This is a genomic window from Hyphomicrobiales bacterium (assembly GCA_017642935.1).
Classification (GTDB): domain Bacteria; phylum Pseudomonadota; class Alphaproteobacteria; order Rhizobiales; family MH13; genus MH13.
This window is the reverse complement of sequence record JAEPOK010000001.1, coordinates 1,141,581-1,159,357: the sequence shown is the minus strand read 5'-3', so window position 1 is coordinate 1,159,357 and position 17,777 is coordinate 1,141,581. Positions and strand designations below refer to the sequence as shown.

The following is a 17,777-nucleotide window of genomic DNA, read 5'->3' as shown; positions in this document are numbered from 1 at the left end:
GCCTGATCTCATGACCAAAACCATCAAAACTGCGATCCTAGGCGCGTCCGGTTACACCGGCGCAGATGCGATGCGGCTCGCGCTGCGCCATCCGAATATCGAGATCGTCGCGCTGACGGCCAACACGCACGCAGGCAAACCGGTCGGTGATGTTTTTGAACATCTTCGTGGCGTCGACTTGCCGGATTTGGTCACGCTTGACGATGTCGACTGGAAAGGCGTCGATCTGGTCATTTGCGCCTTACCGCATGGCACCACGCAGGCCACGACGAAAACCATCCGCGCGACCAACCCCGACTGCGTGGTCGTTGATATGTCGGCTGACTTCCGGCTGCGTGACACTGATACCTATGCTCAATGGTATGGCATCCCGCACGGCGCGCCGGAACTCCAGGGTGAAGCTGCCTATGGACTGTCCGAACACAACCGCGATGCCATCGCAGGCGCAAAGATCGTGGCCTGCCCAGGATGCTTTCCCACTGCCGCGTTGACGGCGTTAATCCCGCCGCTCGCCGATGGCCATATCCAAGCGGACGACATTGTCATCGACGCCAAGACCGGCATTTCCGGTGCGGGCAGGGGCCTGAAGCAAGGCATGCTGTTTGCCGAGGCCGGCGAGGGTACATCCCCGTATGGAATCGGCCATCACCGTCATATGCCGGAGATCGAGCAAGAGCTTTCCAAAGCGTCAAGCCAAGCGATCACCATCGGCTTCACACCACATCTGGTGCCGATGTCCCGCGGCGAGCTGCTGACATGTCACGTCAGACTCGCGAACAATGTTTCGGTTGATGATGTACGGGCCGGGCTCGCAGCGCGCTATGCCGATGAACCGTTCGTGTTGGTGCTCGATGAAGGGCAGATTCCAAAAACACAGAACGTGCGTGGCTCCAACATGGTCCATATCGGCGTCTTCAAGGACCGGCTACCGGGCAGGGCGATCATCATTGCGGCGCTCGACAATCTGGTGAAGGGGTCGGCGGGCCAGGCTCTGCAGAACGTCAATATCGCGTTTGGCTTTGAGGAGACGCTCGGCCTGGAACAGGTCGCGCTTTTCCCCTAAGCCTCGTTGTTTTTGCTTGGCTTGAATGGCGCCATACCGGCGCGGGCGAGTTCGTCCGCGCGCTCGTTCATTTCGTCGCCCGCATGGCCCTTAACCCAATGCCACGCTACGTCATGATTCAGAATCTGAGCGTCAAGTTGCTCCCATAAATCCCTGTTTTTGACCGGTTTTTTGTCAGCAGTTTTCCAGCCACGGGCTTTCCAGTTCACCATCCATTTGGTTATGCCGTCTTTGACATAGGACGAGTCGGTGTGAACCGCGACCTTGGACCGGCGCGTCAAAGCGGCCAGCGCTTCGATGGCTGCCGTCAGTTCCATGCGGTTGTTGGTGGTCTCGCTCTCGCCGCCCTTCAACTCTTTTTCATGACCATTGAAGGTCAGGATCGCGCCCCAGCCTCCCGGGCCGGGATTGCCGGAGCATGCGCCATCCGTCCATATTTCCACGAGCTTCTCAGTCAAAGTCCAACCCATAAAAGCGGGCGTCGTAGACGCCTTGGTGAAAGGCAAGTTTGGTGGCGTATTCCTGCGGGTTTTTCGGCACTACGAGCGCACCATCCGGTACGGTCAGCCAATCATTGAGGCGGGTCACCAGAAAGCGAATGGACGCACCACGCGCCAACAACGGAAGCGCCTCGATCTCCTCACGCTCCAGTTGGCGAATGCTTTGATAGCCGGCGACGAGCGCCCGCGCTTTGGTGACGTTGAACGCCAAGTCCGGCTCAAAACACCAGGCATTGAGGCAGATCACCAAATCGTAGGCATAGGCGTCGGTGCAGGCGAAGTAGAAGTCGATGAGCCCGGACACCTGATTGTTCAGGAAGAACACATTGTCGGTGAAGAGGTCCGCATGGATGACTCCGGATGGCAAATCGTGCGGCCAAAGCTTGTCCATCTGATCGAGTTCGCGGCCCATGCGCGTGCGCAGACCTGGAAAGGCCTCGTCGGCCGCCTTGGCCGGAATGCCATCATAAACTTCGCGCCATCCAACCAATGAAAGATCGTTTGGTCGGTTGGTCGGAAAGTCCGCCGTAGCCAGATGGAATTTGGCCAGCACCTCACCAAGCTTGCGGCAATGCTCGGCCCGTGGGCGGCGGATTGCAACGCCGTCCAGAAAGGAGATGATTGTTGCGGGGCGTCCGCATAGCTCGCCAAGCACGGCTCCATCACGCCGGGCAATGGGCAGCGGGCAATTGAGGCCGCGCTCCACTAGATGTTTCATTAGATCGAGAAAAAACGGCAGGTCCCCTGCATTCACGCGCTTTTCAAACAGCGTCAGAATGTAGGTCCCAGCTTCCGTGCGCAGCAAAAAGTTGGAGTTCTCAACGCCTTCGGCAATGCCTTTGAAAGCCAGCACCTCGCCAAGATTGTAATCGGCAAGAAAGCTATCAAGGTCGTCATCGCTGACATCGGTGTAGACAGCCATGGAAAAATTAGCCGTTTACGAAGCGCATGTCATCGCGGGTGAGGTCAACATCGCGCAGAGCCCTGGCAACCGGAAAGAGCTCGTTTTCTTGAGCGGTTTCAACAAGATCAAGCGAAACCTGGAATCGGTCTTTGAACCGGTTGATGACGCCTTCCACCAGGATTTCCGGCGCTGATGCGCCTGCAGAAAGCGCCACGACAGCACCATCGGAGATGGTGTTCATATCAATGTCGTCCGGTCCTGCGATCAGCAACCCTTTGGCAGCACCGGCCCGCTCGGCGACTTCCACCAACCGCTTGGAGTTGGAGGAGTTCTGCGCGCCCACCACCAGAAAAAGGTCAGTACCCGGCGCAGCGGCTTTCACCGCTTCCTGCCGGTTGGTGGTGGCATAACAAATCGATTCGCCGGCTGGATCGGCGATCTCGGGGAATTTCGCCTTCAGCGCATTGATCACATCGGCGGTGTCGTCCACCGAAAGCGTCGTTTGCGTCACGTAACCGAGCATAGCTGGGTCTGGCGGCGAATAGGCGGCCACATCATCAGGCGTTTCAATCAGGTCCACCGCACCTTCTGGCAATTGCCCCATGGTACCAACAACCTCCGGGTGACCGGCATGGCCAACCAACACCACTTGGCGGCCGAGTTTCATGTGCCGCGCGGCCTGTTTATGGACTTTGGAAACGAGCGGGCAGGTGGCATCGAAATAGAGGAGGTTCAGCGCCTCAGCATGGGCCGGCACTGATTTCGGTACGCCGTGAGCCGAGAAAATCACCGGTGCTTTGGAGCCATCGGGTATCTCGTCCAACTCCTTGACGAATATAGCGCCTTTTTCCCGCAGACCATCGACCACATAGCGGTTGTGCACGATTTCATGGCGCACATAGACCGGCGCGCCATACCGTCTCAGCGCCATCACGACCATTTGAATGGCGCGATCGACCCCGGCGCAGAATCCACGCGGACCGCACAGGCGAAGGGTTAGGGAGGGGGAAGCGTTTGCCATGCCCTGTCCTAGCTGCTGTCATGGGCGATGAAAAGGTGGCTTTGAAGGATAGCGCCCGCGCCATTTGGCACTACATTAGGTTTCATACCAAGACCTTTGAAAGGTGCACTATGCGTTTTGCCCATCCGACGGCTCTGTTGACCAAATCCGCACTTCTGGCCGCTCTGCTGGGTGGGTTGATCATGCCGACCCAAGCCCCGGCTCAGACTGACAGTGACTTGGATGCTTGTGCTTTTGAGACGATCATCGATCTGCGCACAGGCGTGCCAACGACGGCGCGACGTTTGTTTGGTGAAGCAGGGAACACGCAGCTGGTGTTTTTAGGCGAGCGCCACGGCACGCCGGAGCATGTCGCGCTGGCCTCCTGCATTCTTGAAGCAAAGACCGGAAGCAGGCCGCCTGTCCTGGCTTTGGAACACGTGCCCGCCAGCAGTCAGCGCGAGCTTGACGATTGGCGCCGCAACAATGCCTTTGACACCGACCTTTTCGCCGACATTGTCGATTGGGAGGGCTTGGGTTGGCCCGATTTCAACATCTATCGCCCACTGATCGAAACCGCCGGCAACGCGCGCGCGCATGTGATCGCGACAGATCAACCACAACCCGGCGCTGGCGGCCCGTCCTACGACGCCCTGTTGGAGGTCGCCCCGACCTATGGCTTGCAGACCGACGAGATTGTCGAGGCCTGGATTCCGGACATGATCGCCGGCCATTGCGGATTGATCGATGAAGAGGCCGCCGAGCGCATGGCGCTGGCGCAGATGGAACGCGATCGGATCATGGCTGGCCGGCTTGTGGCAGGGCGCGGGCGCGGGCCCTCAACGCTGTACTTCGGCGGAAAGGGACATGTGCGCATGGATCGCGCAATTCCCTATCTGATTGCGCGCACCGACCGCCCACCCAGCATGCTGACCATTGCCGCCTACACCGTCGATGAATGGGCAAGTGTGCTTGAAGAGGGGCCGATCCGCGACCAAGGGCTTAATGCACGCTACGACATTGTAGTCGTTGCCGGGGAATCGAACCCAACCGACGAGTTTTTGTGCGAGCAGATGCGCGCCATCATGGGTGGGTGATCCAGTTAGTGGCCTTGCGTTAAGCCGATCACGCGCATCCAATTGCCGCGGCAGATCTTGGCGATCAGTTCATAGCCATAGCCATGCTCTTCCATGGCGCTGACAAGAACCGGCAGGCCTGCAACGGAGCCTATGTCGGCAGGAATGACAGCGCCGTCGAAATCTGACCCGAGTGCGACGTGATCCTCGCCCATTCGTTTGATCATGTGATCAAGGTGCTCAAGCATCAAAGAAACCGGCGTGTCGCTGCGCATCCGGCCATCGGCGCGCAAAAAGGCCGCCGCAAAGTTGAGCCCAACCACGCCGCCGGACGCGGCGATGACATCCAATTGCTTGTCGGTTAGGTTGCGCGCATGGGGACAGAGTGCGTGAGCGTTCGAGTGCGTGGCGACCAGCGGCGCGTCACTCAGCCGCGCGACATCCCAAAAGCCCGCCTCATTGAGATGCGCCAGATCGACCATCACGTTCAACGCGTTGCACTTGGCAATCAGTCGCTTGCCATGATCGGTCAAGCCGCCACCCACGTCCGGCGAACCGGGAAAGCGGAACGGCACACCTTCACCATAGATGGTCGGGCGGCTCCACACTGGCCCGAGCGATCGCAGACCAAGCGCATGAAACTCGTCCAGTACAGCGAAATCCGGGTCGATCGCCTCCGCGCCTTCCATGTGCAGAAAAGCAGCGATCCCACCGGCTTCCATCACGCGTTCGATGTCGTCCGCTGTGGTGCAGATCGTCAGTGAACCTAGGTCCTGTAGCGTCTGAAGCGTTTCCAACTGGATGCGTGCGGCGCGCAGGGCGTCATCGGCGGGCACCATCGGTGACAGCGGGATGTCGTAGTGAAAGGCTCGCATCGCTTCATTGGCGTCGCGGCGCTGTGGCTTGCCCCGCTGCGTGCTCGGCACCCAGATGGCGAAAAAGCCGCCGCCAAAACCGCCTGCTCGCGCTTTGTTTGCATCCAGGTGACCACTTGGCCGACCGGCCTGGAATTGGCTAGCGGCGGAAACGCCGCCGGCCAGATAGAGCCTTGCCAGCAGATCATTGTGACCGTCAAAGACGAGCTGACGGCTCATCCGAGCGTGACCTTCAGGCGCTCAAGCCCGTGAAAATGGTAGGCGTCTTTGAAACGCGGCGTTTCGGCCATGCGGATGTTCGGAAAGCGTTGAAACAGCATCGGGATGGCCGTGGCCATTTCCAGCCGTGCCAGCGTGTGTCCAATGCAGAAATGGATTCCAGCGCCAAACGCCACTTGTTTGACCGGTTCACGCGCGGGGTTGAAGCGCTGAGGCTCCGGCATCGCGCGCGGATCGTGATTGGCGAGCCCAAGGTGAAGGCCAATAACGTCGCCTTGGTGCAACGGCACACCGAAAAGCTTACAGTCTTCCAACACATATCGCATGAACATGTGCAGCGGTGGCGTGTGGCGTAGAATCTCCTCGGTCATGGCTTCTGGGGTTGAAAGCCAGGTCTGGTGCTCCTCCCGTGATGAATGGAACAGCGTGCGCAGGCCGTTACCCATCGCGTGCACCGTTGCCTCATGGCCGGCATTCAAGAGCAGGATGGTGGTTGAGACGATTTCATCTTCGGTGAGACGATCCTGCGCTTCATGTGCGGTAATAAGATGGGTCAGCAGATCAGGCCCTGGCGCAGCGCGGCGCTTGGCGATCTCTTTCCGCACAAACGCTGTGAAATCCCGCGCGGCAGCATTGGCCGCCTCCTCGACGGCGCGATCACGACCGAAAGCGTACATTTGCACCATCGCGTGCGACCAGGCGAGAAGCTGCGGCACGTGCGCCAGGTCGATGCCAAGCATGCGTGCGATGGTGTTGCCGGCAATTGGCTCTCCAAAATCAGCAATGAGATCTGGCGCATCCGAAAACGCATCCATCGCTTTTTGCGTTTCAGCTGCGATCTCCGGCCCAAGTGCTTCCACATGACGAGAGACAAATGCGCGATTGATCAAACCACGCAGACGGGTGTGGTCCGGTGGTTCGAGCTCCAAAAGCGAGCGCGCATCAATGGCGTCGAAGTCGGCGGTATGCGCAGCCGGTTCATCCCAACCAAGTGCCTTGCGGCTTGTCTTGTGCAGAATCTGCCGTCCCAAACGTCTGTCACGAAACAGCGCATTCGCCGCATTCAGACCGCCGAACACCCAATGGCCATACGCCTCCCAAAACACGATAGGTCCATCATCGCCGCTTGCCGCGTGGAGCGCGGCATAGGCTGTGTATGGGTTCTGGACGAACGCATCGTCACGCGGATCGACGGAAAGGCGCCGGGATCCAGGGTCATAGGGGAGGTGATTCATGACATCGACTTAAGCCGAGTGGTGGCAAAGAAAAAGCCCGGCGTCTTGGTGCCGGGCTTGGAGCAACAGACGTAGAATGTCTCAGCTCAGTACACGCAGTCGTACTTCACAGGGAGGAGAAGAGGTGCGTGGTCATTGCATGCCTTGCTCGGGCGCTCCTGAGATCAGGAGCACCCGCTGGTTGATCCGCAGGTGTCGCACTTCAGGCAGGTGCCGTTGCGCACCATGGTGAAGTTGCCACACTCGGCGCAGTTTTCGCCTTCATAGCCCTTCATCCGGGCGATGGTGCGCTGCTCAGCGACGCTTTCCAATGGTTTAGGCCCCGCTGCGGCGCTGGATGGCTCAGGCGCCAGTTGAAGCGCCGCCGATGTTGCGACCGCTGCGGATGAAAGCGAAGCTGTCATCGTATTGGTGGAGACTGCAGCGCTTGTACCACCGGCCGTATCGTTTGCAGCCGAGCCGCCAACGACTTGAAGGCGTTCGGCTACCTTGCCGCGCACCAGACCCGCCGAGACGATGGAGTTGGCCGACGGTTTTTCAGCATCTTCGCCTTTGCCAAGCGTGGTGGCACCAGCTTCATCGGGCTGGACGTGCGCAAGGTCGTAGCGGCCCAGGTAAGACACAGCCAATTCGCGGAAGATGTAGTCAAGGATCGACGTCGCATTCTTGATCGTCTCATTGCCCTGCACCATGCCAGCCGGCTCGAACCGGGTGAAGGTGAAGGCATCGACATACTCTTCCAACGGCACGCCATATTGCAGGCCAAGGGAGATCGCGATGGCAAAATTGTTCATCATCGCCCGGAAGGCCGCGCCCTCCTTGTGCATGTCGATGAACACTTCGCCCAGGCGACCATCTTCGTATTCGCCGGTGGTCAGATAGACCTTGTGGCCGCCGACGCGCGCCTTTTGGGTGTAGCCCTTGCGGCGATCCGGCATTTTTTCGCGAACGCGCACCTCTTTCTCGATGATGCGCTCAACAATCTTTTCAGCGACCTTCTGCGCCCGCATCGACTGTGGCGCGGCGATGATGGCGTCCATCGTGTCTTCGGCCTCATCGTCATCGTCATTGTCGGCGAGAAGCTGCGAGTTCAGCGGCTGGGAGAGCTTGGAACCATCGCGATACAGCGCATTGGCTTTCAGCGCGAGCTTCCAGGAGAGCATGTAGGCGCTCTTACAGTCCTCGACTGTCGCCGCATTGGGCATGTTGATCGTCTTAGAGATCGCGCCGGAGATGAACGGCTGTGCAGCGGCCATCATGTGAATATGGCTTTCCACCGACAGGAACCGCTTGCCCTTCTTGCCGCAAGGGTTGGCGCAATCGAACACCGCGTAATGCTCTTCCTTCAGGTGCGGCGCACCTTCCAGCGTCATGGTTCCGCAAACATGCTCGTTGGCCATGTTGATCTCGTCAGCCTCAAAGCCGAGCGCTGAAAGCATATCGAAGGCCGGGTCGTTGAGTTGCTCATCGGTAAAACCAAGCTCATCGATGGCGATGTCATCGCCAAGCGTCCAACGGTTGAATACGAACTTGATGTCGAACGCTGAGCCCAGTGCCCCTTCGATCTTGGCAATCGCAGCGTCGGAAAAGCCCCGCGCCTTGAGCGAGGTGTGGTTGACGCCTGGCGCCTGCGCCAGTGAGCCATGACCCACCGCATAGGCCTCGATTTCACCGATCTCAGCCACAGTGTAACCAAGCACGCGAAGCGCTTCGGGTACCGCGCGGTTGATGATCTTGAAATACCCGCCACCGGCAAGCTTCTTAAACTTTACCAGAGCGAAGTCCGGCTCGATCCCGGTTGTGTCGCAGTCCATGACCAGGCCAATGGTGCCGGTCGGTGCGATCACCGTAGCTTGCGCGTTGCGATAGCCGTGCTGCGAGCCGAGCGAGACCGCTTTGTCCCAAGCCTGGGTCGCGTGCTTGATCAGCCGTTGGTCCGGGCAGTTCTCATGATCTAGCGGCACCGGATTGACTGACAGGCCTTGATAGCCATCGGCCATGCCAAGGGCTGCCTGACGGTGGTTGCGCATCACGCGCAGCATGTTCTCAGCATTGGCTTCATAACCGGGGAAAGGTCCCAGTTCCTTGGCCATCTCAGCCGACGTGGCATAGGCAACACCGGTCATGATCGCCGTCAGCGCGCCACAGATCGCACGGCCTTCAGGAGAGTCATACGGAATGCCGGAGGTCATCAGCAGGCCGCCAATATTGGCATAACCCAAACCCAGCGTGCGGTATTCGTAGGAAAGCTGTGCGATCTGCTTGGATGGGAACTGTGCCATGGCGACAGAGATTTCCAGCACCATCGTCCAAAGCCGCACGCCATGCTCATAGGCTTCGATATCGAAGACCTTTTGGGCTCCGCTTTCGCTGGCTTCGTTGAACTGAAGCAGGTTCAGCGAGGCAAGGTTACAGGCCGTATCGTCCAGGAACATATATTCTGAACACGGGTTGGACGCGCGGATGCGTCCACCGGCTGGCGATGTGTGCCAGTCATTCATGGTGGTGTTGAAGTGCAGGCCGGGATCAGCTGATGCCCAAGCGGCGTGACCGATCTTTTCCCAAAGATCCTGGCTTTTCACCGTCTTGTGGACTTTGCCGGTGGTCCGCTCCACCAAGTCCCAATCGCCGTCCTGTTCGACCGAGCGCAGGAAATCATCGGTGATGGAGACAGAGTTGTTGGAGTTCTGGCCCGAAACGGTGCCATAGGCTTCTGAATCCCAGTCGGTGTCGTAGGTGGAGAACTCAATCTCTTTGTAGCCTTGGCGCGCAAACTGAATGACGCGGGCAATATAGTTTTCCGGCACCAGCGCCTTTTTGGCCGCGCGCACTTCGCGCTTCAGCGCCGGGTTCTTGGTGACCTCGAAGCAATCGCCATCTTCGCCTTCGCAGTTGACGCAGGCCTTCATGATCGCGGTCAGATGCTTTTTGACGATCTTGGAACCGGTGACGAGAGCCGCAACCTTCTGCTCCTCCTTCACCTTCCAATCGATGTAGGTCTCGATATCGGGGTGATCGACATCGACAACGACCATCTTGGCCGCACGACGCGTCGTGCCACCGGATTTTATGGCGCCAGCAGCGCGGTCGCCGATCTTCAGGAAGCTCATCAGGCCGGAAGATTTGCCGCCGCCGGAAAGTTTTTCGCCTTCGCCGCGCAACATGGAAAAGTTCGAGCCGGTGCCTGAGCCATATTTGAACAGGCGCGCCTCACGCACCCAAAGATCCATGATCCCGCCTTCATTGACGAGGTCATCGCCAACGCCTTGAATGAAGCAGGCGTGTGGCTGCGGGTGCTCGTAGGATGACGCGGACTTGGTCAGCTCACCGGTTTCTGGATCGACATAATAATGGCCCTGGCCTGGTCCATCGATGCCATAGGCCCAGTGAAGCCCGGTGTTGAACCATTGCGGTGAGTTTGGCGCGACACGCTGGGTTGCAAGCATAAAGGCAAGTTCATCGCGGAACGCCAAGGCGTCTTCTTCGCTGTCGAAATAGCCGCCTTTCCAGCCCCAATAAGTCCAGGTGCCGGACAGGCGGTCGAAGACTTGGCGGGAATCGCGCTCTGGGCCGTAGCGCTCCTCTTCCGGCAACTCAGCAAGTGCCTCTTCATCGGCAACCGAACGCCAGAGCCAAGAGGGAACAGAATTTTCTTCGACTTTCTTCAGCCGAGCGGGCACGCCGGCCTTACGGAAATATTTCTGGGCGATGATGTCGCACGCCACCTGACTCCAAGTCTCAGGAACCTGAATGTCCTTCAACTGGAAGACGACCGATCCATCCGGATTGCGAATCTCGCTCAGTGCGTTGCGAAACGTAAGATCCGCATAGGCCGATTGGCCGTCTTTGGTGAAATGCCGCGTGACACGCATCGTGGTAGTGCTCCTCTAGCCCATTCTCATCGGCGCAACGCTGCTCGCCCCAATCTGATGATCTTCATCAGATCCCTCAAGCATGGCCCGCTTTGGGCCGGCACCGATTCCGTTAGTGCGGTTAGCCTAACTACACCTAGATATGGTGTGTAAACAAAAAATTAACACCACATATTGCGTCAGTTGGCGTCAAAAAGCCATGCCGCTACGTCATTGAACGTGCGGGGCAAAACCGTCTTTACGGACATACAATCTGGAAATGCGTCGCTCAGCCCGGAAACGCTGGACCTTAAACGGCGACGTCGTTCAGAAGGCCCGACTCGCAGGAAGGCGTCAACCTTGGTCTAAGGGAAAAGTCAGATGCCGATTTTATCCACGGGATGGGTGTGGACAAAAAAGGCCTTGCCTGTGGGTAGTTGGCTGCGGGCAAATTCGATGGTCTAGGCCCAGTCCTCCATCCACCCAACACGGCACTAAAAAACAGCAAGGCTTAAGCGAAGGGCGCGCTGGACAGACCCTGACAATCGGGGCACAAGGCAGGCGATCACTCTTCAGCCTGTTTGCGGACCAAAGATGAAACAGTTTCTCTTGCGATTCTTCACCTGGTGGCAGGACCAGACGTTCGGCACCATGTGGTTCACCGCCCGCAAAGGCCAGCGCGTCGGTGAAGATGAGCTTGGCAATGTCTATTATCGCGCAGACGTACCGCCCTTAGGCGAGCGCCGCTGGGTGATCTACAATGGAGAGGCCGATGCCTCGGCCATTCCGCCAGGCTGGCATGGCTGGATTCATAAAAAGACCGACGTGCCGCCGACCGAAGATGGCTATGTCGCCAAAGAGTGGGAATTGCCCCACAAACCCAATCTAACGGGTATGCCTGGCGCTTACCGCCCGGAAGGCTCGATCCTGACGCCAGCAAAGCGCCCGGCAGCCACGGGTGATTACGAGGCTTGGTCGCCAGGCGACTGATCCCAGAAAGATAGCTCGCGACCGATCGTACCGATCACGCTAGGAATTCAGCATCGAATCGCCACAATGTGACAACAGGGCTTTCGCAAGCTCTGCCGCATCGTCTTTGCGCCCCCCGAATCTGTTTGAGACCCTTATGCGTTTGCCATCATTCCTTTCTGTTTTTTTGGCCGGAGCGGTCGCGCTGGCCGGTGTGAGTTTTGCGTTTGCGCAGACGTCGGCGCCGGTGCTGCGCAACGAACATCCGGTGGCACTGTTTGCTGGTCTCGATAAGATTACCGGCGAGTTGCACACCTTCTATGTTTTCGTTGATGAAACCGTCCAATTTGGCGCGCTGCAGCTGACGCCGCGGGTTTGCTACGACCGTCCGCCATCCGAGCCGGAGCGCACAACGGTCTTTCTGGAAGTCGATGAACTGACGCTCGACCGCCGTATCCGCCGCATTTTCACTGGTTGGATGATCGCCGAAAGCCCTGGGCTCAACGCGATCGACCACCCTGTTTATGACGTCTGGTTAACCGGTTGCAGCGACTCAACGCCGGAAACGCCCGTCGAAGGCCAGCAGTAAAAGTCGGCCTCCCGCGAGACCGCTTCGCGCAAAGCTTCACGATAGACATCGGCAGGGATTTCCGTTGCGCCGAACTGCCGCAAATGCTCGGTGATGAACTGAGTGTCGAGCAGGGTGAAACCGCCCGCCTTCAAACGTCCTACCAGATGTACCAGCGCTACCTTGGAAGCGTCTCGGGCCCGCGAAAACATACTCTCGCCGAAGAACGCACCGCCCAGCGCCACGCCATAAAGGCCGCCTACCAATACCCCGTCCTGCCAGGCTTCCACAGTGTGACAGGCTCCGCGCTCAAACAGCGCGCCATAGAGCCGCCTGATATCAGCATTGATCCAGGTTGACGAACGGCCTGGCGCGCTGGCCGAACAGCCATCGATCACGCCTTCAAAGTCGCTGTCGATACGGACCTCAAAAGTGTCCTGGCGCACGGTTCGTGCAAGACGTCGCGGCACGTGAAACGCATCAAGCGGGATAACGCCACGCATTGGCGGGTTGACCCAAAACACCGACGCATCGTCAGCGTCTTCAGCCATGGGGAAGAAGCCGACCTCATAGGCCTGTAGCAGCAGATCGGGCGTTATCGTGTCGGCCATCGGCAGCGTTGCCTGTGCCTTCCGATCAGTGGCCTTGGTCGGCCAGCCACCGCTCCAGCCAATGGATGGAATAGTCGCCGCTGCGAATATCCGGCTCGTTCACCAGTCGGCGGAACAAGGGCAGGGTGCTTTCCACGCCCGCGATCACGAACTCGTCCAAGGCCCGCGCCATCCGGTTGATCGCCATATCGCGCGTATCGGCATGCACAATCAGCTTGCCGATCAGACTGTCGTAATAGGGCGGGATACGATAGCCCTGGTAAACAGCTGAATCGACACGTACGCCCAAACCACCCGACGGATGGTAGGACTCGATCACACCAGGCGAGGGGCGGAATGTCTCCGGGTGTTCGGCATTGATGCGCACTTCGATGGCATGGCCTTCAAAGCTGACATCCTCTTGTGTGACCGATAATCCCTGACCGGCGGCAACGCGCAACTGCTCCGCCACCAAATCCAGACCCGTGATCGCTTCGGTGACCGGGTGTTCCACCTGAAGGCGCGTGTTCATCTCAATAAAATAGAACTCACCATCCTCGTACAGGAACTCGATGGTGCCCGCGCCCGAATAACCAAGGTCTGCAATCGCCTTGGCAGACACAGCGCCGATCTCTTCGCGCTGCTCCGGCGTGATCACCGGTGAAAGCGCTTCTTCCCAGACCTTTTGATGGCGACGCTGCAGCGAACAATCACGTTCGCCGAGGTGGATCGCCTTGCCCATGCCGTCGCCAAACACCTGCACCTCTATGTGACGCGGGTTTTGAAGGTATTTTTCCATGTAGAGCGCATCGTCGCCAAAAGCGGCGCGTGCCTCGGCGCGAGCTGTGTTCACCGCGTCGGTCAGCTCTTCAACGTTGCGCGCGACTTTCATGCCGCGTCCGCCGCCACCGGCCGCCGCCTTCACGATCAACGGAAAGCCCATGCCTTCGGCGACCTGGCGTGCCTCTTCCACCGAACGCAGTTCGCCTTCCGAACCCGGAACAACGGGAATGCCGAGGCGCTTCACGGTTGCCTTGGCGGCGATCTTGTCGCCCATAACGTCGATATGCTCGGCCTTTGGGCCAATAAACGTCACATTGTGCGCGGCCAGAATTTCAGAGAATTTGGCATTTTCCGACAGAAAGCCGTAACCGGGATGCACCGCATCGGCGCCGGTGATTTCACAAGCGGCCAGGATCTGCGGGATATTGAGATAGCTTTCGCGGGCATCTGGCGGGCCGATACAAACGCTTTCATCGGCCAGGCGAACGTGCATCGCGTGCGCGTCGGCGGTGGAATGCACCGCGACTGTGCCGATACCCAGCTCTTTGCAAGCGCGCATCACGCGCAGGGCGATCTCACCACGGTTGGCGATCAGAACTTTCTTGAACATGTCTGAAAACTCCGCGCCCTATCAGGCGATAATCACCAGCGGCTCACCATACTCGACCGGCTGCTTGTCGGTCACCAAAATCTCTTGCACCACGCCGGATGCCGTTGCCGGGATTTGGTTCATAGTCTTCATTGCTTCAACGATCAGAAGCGTTTGTCCTTCACGAACCGTGTCGCCCACCTTGATGTAAGCGGCGGAACCTGGCTCCGGCGAGAGGTATGCGGTGCCGACCATCGGCGAGCGAACGGCTTCGCCCTCTGTTTTCTCCGAAGGCGCATCAGCAGGGGCAGATGTTGCTTGCGCCGGAGCAGCTGAAGCCGCCGGTGCGGCCGCGACTGGGGCCGGAACCTGTGCGGTATGGGTCACCGCTGCTGGCGTGCGGGCGATGCGAACCCGGGTGTCGTCTTGTTCAACCTCGATCTCAGTCAGATCCGTCTCATTGAGCAGCAGCGCCAATTGACGAATAAAATCCTGATCGATGGTGGCCTTGGACTTCGACATAGAAACTCTTTCACTCATCACCGCACGTCGTAACAGAGCCGAGGAGACGTGCGCACGCGATCACAAGGGTAGGTGAATTGATCGGCGCGGTATAGCCGCTCGTGTGCTGGCCGTCCACTGCCTGTATGCGGCCATGATTAAGCGTCGATCAGGTCCGAAAGCGCGGTCAGAGCCAGCCGATAGCCAACGGCGCCAAGCCCGGCAATCATGCCCTTTGAGGCTTGCGCGGTATGGCTTGTGTGGCGGAAGGGTTCGCGCGCGTGGATGTTGCTCAAATGGACTTCAATGGCCGGCAAGTCTGCGGCTTTCAGCGCATCGTGCAACGCAATCGACGTGTGGCTGTAGGCGCCGAAATTGCAGATCAACCCGTCGGCGAGCCGGCGCGCCTCATGGACCCAGTCGACGAGCACGCCCTCATGGTTGGACTGCCGAAAATCGATCTCTAGGTCGATATCTGCCGCATGATCACGGCACATGGCCTCCAAATCATCCAGCGTTTCATGGCCGTAGAGATGCGGCTCACGTTGCCCCAAAAGATTGAGATTGGGACCGTTGAGAATGAAGACGGTGGCCATAATGCATCCAGCCCGGTGGAGAAGTTGCGCCGCGAATCGACTAGAGCGCCGACAGGCGATCACGCTCAACTTGTATGGCCTCCGCGAGCCGGTCAAATCCGACAGCGCCCATCAACCGTTGGTCGCCGACGATGAAGGCGGGTGTGCCACGAATGTTAAGCTGTTCGGCTAAGGCGTAGGCCTCGCCGATGGGCTCCATCAGGGATGGGCTGTCGAGCGCCAGGTCAAGCGCTGGCTCGTCGGCGCCGAGCTCCAAGGCCACGCGGCGCGCCATCGCAGCGTCGGCCTGAACGGACTCGTTCATCATCGCGTCGATGAACGCCGTCATGTCGCCGCCAATGGCCCGAAAGGCCACAGCAACCTGGGCCGCCTCAAGCGATCCTGGCCCCAGGACCGGAAAGTCTTTGACGAGAACCCGCACATCGTTTTGCTCGGCGATGAGGCGCATCACGTCGCCATGGGCGCGTTTGCAGAAGCCGCAATTGTAATCCATGAACTCAACGAGCGTGATCGCCCCGTCGGGGTTGCCCATGATGCTGGCATTCTGATCGTCGAACAGCAGATCGGCATTTTCAGCGATCACGTCTGCAACAAGGTCCACCTCGGCTGAGGCCCGTGCGGCTTCAAGAGCTTCGACGGCCTCGTCGAGAATCAAGGGATTGTCGAGCAGGGCCTGGCGCACCAGGGCAACGGCGCCTTCACGGTCGGCTTCCGCCAAAGCCGAAAGGCTCGTCGAAGAACTTATTGGTGTTGGTGCCGCTGGGGCGAGGTCCAGTGGTAGAGTTTCGGCCTCGACCGCGCGCTCAAGCAGTTCGGCATCAAGGCCTGCAATCTGGCGACCAACCGTCGGCGCCGTGTTGGTGAGCGCAAAGGCGCCAAGACCGATCGGAAGGGCAATGCCCGCGATGGCCACAAGACCAAGTAGGGGACGAGACATATGATTTCCTTTTGTGATCGCCCTTGCTGGATGACCAAGCAGTGCAGAACGGGATGGGCAGGCTTACTCGTCGTAGGCCAGGATATCGGCGGCACGCAACCATCCGGTCGAACCGCGCGGCAAATTGAGCTGCGCGCGGGCCGCAAAGCCCTTGGCGCCTTGGATATCACCCCGCGCAAACGCTTCCAATCCTGAGGCGAGCTGGGCCATGGCGGTGTTGCCGTTGCGGGCATAAGCCTGGCCGAGAAAGCGATAGCCGAACGCCAAGCTTTGATCGTTGGCAAGGCCGCGCTCCAACTCGCCAATAGCAGTGGAAAGAACGTTAGCATCTCCGCTTTCGACAAGCGCCGCACCATAAAAGACGCGGATCATGGTGTTGTTGGGTGCCAGCTCCAGCGCCCGCGCCCAACTTCGCGCCGCGTCGGCTGGGTTGCCGTTCTCAAAGAGGATCGTACCGCGCGCCTCCCAGAAGAAAGGGTTGGACGGCTGAATGGCAATCAGTTGATCCAGTTGCTGGATCGCGCTTCGGGCAGAACCTGTACGACCTTCAACCAGGGCGCGAGCATACCGCGCTGGCAGTGACGTATCGCTGTTGGGATAGCGCCGGATGACCGTGCGCTCGCCATCGAGCAAAGCAGTCAGACGCGCAAGCGCCATGTCGTGGCGCAGTTGCAGTTCCGGTGGGTCGCGGCGTTCAAAATACTGACTTTGACGCGCCAAGCGTTCAATCTGGTTAATCCTGTCTCGCGCCATTGGGTGCGATCGCACATAAGGATCGACAAATCGGCCAGTAAACATGGTCTGATCGGCAAAGCGACCAAACACTTCCAGCATGCCCTGCGCGGATTGACCGGTGGCATTGAGGTAGGTGATCGCGGCGCGGTCAGCGGCCAGTTCTTCACCGCGTTGGTAGGCGAGCAGGGATCGTTGAGCCGCGGTTTGCCCACCCAAGGCGATGCCTTGACCAGCCGCCACGCCTTCACTGCTACCTGCGCTGGCGGCTGCCGCCATCGCTGCGGCACCGGCGAGCATGGTTACGGCAGAAATGATCTGAGAACGCGAGATTTCCTGCCGCAAACGGGTGAGGTGAGCACCGGCCAGATGGCCGGTCTCGTGGGCTAGAACGCCGATCACCTCGTTGGGCGTGTCCGATTGTAGAAGCACCCCAAGATTGATGAAGATCCGCCGCCCATCGGCGACAAAGGCGTTGAAATCGCGCTCATTGACGAGAACGACCTGGATTGAGCTGCCGCGAATGCCGGCCGCGCGCAGGATCGGCGCCACATAGTCTGCGACCAAAGCCTCAACTTCGGCGTCACGAAAAACAGAAATTTGGCGCTGGGCCTCGGCGGTGGAAACCAAAAACTGCGAGGCGATGAGGAGTGCGCTGAACAGCCAAGCGCGAGCGAGAAGAGCGGATCGGTTCATGTGGCCGACACTCCGATGGGGAAACGGCAAGAATGGGGCATCGTCAATGGGCATTGCCAGCCGGTTCTGGGAGGCCTGGCAAGGACACGAAAC

The 17,777-nt window shown here is 59.1% G+C and carries 16 protein-coding genes; 4 read left to right on the top strand and 12 right to left on the bottom strand.

Annotation, left to right across the window (positions count from 1 at the left end):
• Nucleotides 1–10 precede the first annotated feature (10 nt).
• On the top strand, nucleotides 11–1,063 hold the full coding sequence (locus JJ917_05480) for an N-acetyl-gamma-glutamyl-phosphate reductase (GenBank protein MBO6698265.1): 1,053 nt from the start codon (nucleotides 11–13) through the stop codon (nucleotides 1,061–1,063).
• On the opposite strand, the gene rnhA is transcribed toward JJ917_05480, so the two are convergent.
• The 3 genes from rnhA to ispH are packed head-to-tail and all read right to left on the bottom strand — an operon-like array spanning nucleotide 1,060 to nucleotide 3,488.
• On the bottom strand, nucleotides 1,060–1,533 hold the full coding sequence (gene rnhA, locus JJ917_05475; protein ID MBO6698264.1) for a ribonuclease HI: 474 nt from the start codon (nucleotides 1,531–1,533) through the stop codon (nucleotides 1,060–1,062). The genes JJ917_05480 and rnhA overlap by 4 nt on opposite strands.
• Entirely contained in the window at nucleotides 1,514–2,485 is a 972-nt protein-coding gene (gene thrB / locus JJ917_05470) for a homoserine kinase (GenBank protein MBO6698263.1), read from the bottom strand. Before thrB ends, rnhA begins: the two co-directional genes overlap by 20 nt.
• Before the next feature lie 7 nt (nucleotides 2,486–2,492).
• On the bottom strand, nucleotides 2,493–3,488 hold the full coding sequence (ispH, locus tag JJ917_05465; GenBank protein ID MBO6698262.1) for a 4-hydroxy-3-methylbut-2-enyl diphosphate reductase: 996 nt from the start codon (nucleotides 3,486–3,488) through the stop codon (nucleotides 2,493–2,495).
• 110 nt (nucleotides 3,489–3,598) lie between these two features.
• Here ispH and JJ917_05460 point away from each other — a divergent pair, with 110 nt between their 5' ends.
• Nucleotides 3,599–4,564, top strand: a complete 966-nt coding sequence (locus JJ917_05460) for a ChaN family lipoprotein (protein ID MBO6698261.1) — start codon at nucleotides 3,599–3,601, stop codon at nucleotides 4,562–4,564.
• Nucleotides 4,565–4,569: 5 nt separating this feature from the next.
• On the opposite strand, the gene JJ917_05455 is transcribed toward JJ917_05460, so the two are convergent.
• The 3 genes from JJ917_05455 to JJ917_05445 form a co-directional block, all read right to left on the bottom strand.
• Nucleotides 4,570–5,637: a dipeptidase gene (locus JJ917_05455; protein ID MBO6698260.1), complete on the bottom strand. Its 1,068-nt coding sequence runs from the start codon at nucleotides 5,635–5,637 to the stop codon at nucleotides 4,570–4,572.
• A complete protein-coding gene (locus JJ917_05450) occupies nucleotides 5,634–6,872 on the bottom strand; it encodes a cytochrome P450 (GenBank protein MBO6698259.1) in 1,239 nt (412 codons plus the stop codon). Before JJ917_05450 ends, JJ917_05455 begins: the two co-directional genes overlap by 4 nt.
• A gap of 164 nt (nucleotides 6,873–7,036) precedes the next feature.
• The gene (locus tag JJ917_05445) at nucleotides 7,037–10,744 is read right to left on the bottom strand and encodes a vitamin B12-dependent ribonucleotide reductase (protein ID MBO6698258.1); all 3,708 of its coding nucleotides are present in this window, start codon (nucleotides 10,742–10,744) and stop codon (nucleotides 7,037–7,039) included.
• Between the two features lie 573 nt (nucleotides 10,745–11,317).
• On the opposite strand from JJ917_05445, the gene JJ917_05440 reads away from it, so the two are divergent.
• Nucleotides 11,318–11,713 (top strand): NADH:ubiquinone oxidoreductase subunit NDUFA12, encoded by a 396-nt coding sequence (locus JJ917_05440; GenBank protein MBO6698257.1) that lies wholly within the window; start codon nucleotides 11,318–11,320, stop codon nucleotides 11,711–11,713.
• Between the two features lie 136 nt (nucleotides 11,714–11,849).
• A complete protein-coding gene (locus JJ917_05435) occupies nucleotides 11,850–12,281 on the top strand; it encodes a DUF2155 domain-containing protein (protein MBO6698256.1) in 432 nt (143 codons plus the stop codon).
• Here the strand turns inward: JJ917_05435 and JJ917_05430 are convergent.
• The 6 genes from JJ917_05430 to JJ917_05405 all read right to left on the bottom strand — a co-directional run bounded on the left by JJ917_05430 (nucleotide 12,215) and on the right by JJ917_05405 (nucleotide 17,684).
• Complete coding sequence (locus JJ917_05430; protein MBO6698255.1) at nucleotides 12,215–12,871, bottom strand: leucyl/phenylalanyl-tRNA--protein transferase; 657 nt, start codon at nucleotides 12,869–12,871, stop codon at nucleotides 12,215–12,217. The two genes, JJ917_05435 and JJ917_05430, sit on opposite strands and share 67 nt — an antisense overlap.
• Nucleotides 12,872–12,896: 25 nt before the next feature.
• On the bottom strand, nucleotides 12,897–14,243 hold the full coding sequence (gene accC / locus JJ917_05425; protein MBO6698254.1) for an acetyl-CoA carboxylase biotin carboxylase subunit: 1,347 nt from the start codon (nucleotides 14,241–14,243) through the stop codon (nucleotides 12,897–12,899).
• 21 nt (nucleotides 14,244–14,264) lie between these two features.
• Nucleotides 14,265–14,744, bottom strand: coding sequence for an acetyl-CoA carboxylase biotin carboxyl carrier protein (locus JJ917_05420; protein ID MBO6698253.1), 480 nt, complete (start codon nucleotides 14,742–14,744; stop codon nucleotides 14,265–14,267).
• A gap of 137 nt (nucleotides 14,745–14,881) precedes the next feature.
• Entirely contained in the window at nucleotides 14,882–15,322 is a 441-nt protein-coding gene (gene aroQ / locus JJ917_05415) for a type II 3-dehydroquinate dehydratase (protein ID MBO6698252.1), read from the bottom strand.
• A gap of 37 nt (nucleotides 15,323–15,359) precedes the next feature.
• Nucleotides 15,360–16,256, bottom strand: coding sequence for a DsbA family protein (locus JJ917_05410; GenBank protein MBO6698251.1), 897 nt, complete (start codon nucleotides 16,254–16,256; stop codon nucleotides 15,360–15,362).
• A 63-nt stretch (nucleotides 16,257–16,319) separates the two neighbouring features.
• Nucleotides 16,320–17,684, bottom strand: coding sequence for a M48 family metallopeptidase (locus JJ917_05405; protein ID MBO6698250.1), 1,365 nt, complete (start codon nucleotides 17,682–17,684; stop codon nucleotides 16,320–16,322).
• Between the last annotated feature and the right edge of the window lie 93 nt (nucleotides 17,685–17,777).

Coding starts and splice junctions, on each gene's coding strand:
- JJ917_05420 (MBO6698253.1), bottom strand. CDS start 14,744: ATGTCGAAGTCCAAGGCCACCATCGATCAGGATTTTATTCGTCAATTG.
- JJ917_05435 (MBO6698256.1), top strand. CDS start 11,850: ATGCGTTTGCCATCATTCCTTTCTGTTTTTTTGGCCGGAGCGGTCGCG.
- JJ917_05440 (MBO6698257.1), top strand. CDS start 11,318: ATGAAACAGTTTCTCTTGCGATTCTTCACCTGGTGGCAGGACCAGACG.
- JJ917_05480 (MBO6698265.1), top strand. CDS start 11: ATGACCAAAACCATCAAAACTGCGATCCTAGGCGCGTCCGGTTACACC.
- JJ917_05410 (MBO6698251.1), bottom strand. CDS start 16,256: ATGTCTCGTCCCCTACTTGGTCTTGTGGCCATCGCGGGCATTGCCCTT.
- JJ917_05445 (MBO6698258.1), bottom strand. CDS start 10,744: ATGCGTGTCACGCGGCATTTCACCAAAGACGGCCAATCGGCCTATGCG.
- accC (MBO6698254.1), bottom strand. CDS start 14,243: ATGTTCAAGAAAGTTCTGATCGCCAACCGTGGTGAGATCGCCCTGCGC.
- JJ917_05405 (MBO6698250.1), bottom strand. CDS start 17,684: ATGAACCGATCCGCTCTTCTCGCTCGCGCTTGGCTGTTCAGCGCACTC.
- JJ917_05450 (MBO6698259.1), bottom strand. CDS start 6,872: ATGAATCACCTCCCCTATGACCCTGGATCCCGGCGCCTTTCCGTCGAT.
- ispH (MBO6698262.1), bottom strand. CDS start 3,488: ATGGCAAACGCTTCCCCCTCCCTAACCCTTCGCCTGTGCGGTCCGCGT.
- JJ917_05460 (MBO6698261.1), top strand. CDS start 3,599: ATGCGTTTTGCCCATCCGACGGCTCTGTTGACCAAATCCGCACTTCTG.
- thrB (MBO6698263.1), bottom strand. CDS start 2,485: ATGGCTGTCTACACCGATGTCAGCGATGACGACCTTGATAGCTTTCTT.
- rnhA (MBO6698264.1), bottom strand. CDS start 1,533: ATGGGTTGGACTTTGACTGAGAAGCTCGTGGAAATATGGACGGATGGC.
- JJ917_05430 (MBO6698255.1), bottom strand. CDS start 12,871: ATGGCCGACACGATAACGCCCGATCTGCTGCTACAGGCCTATGAGGTC.
- JJ917_05455 (MBO6698260.1), bottom strand. CDS start 5,637: ATGAGCCGTCAGCTCGTCTTTGACGGTCACAATGATCTGCTGGCAAGG.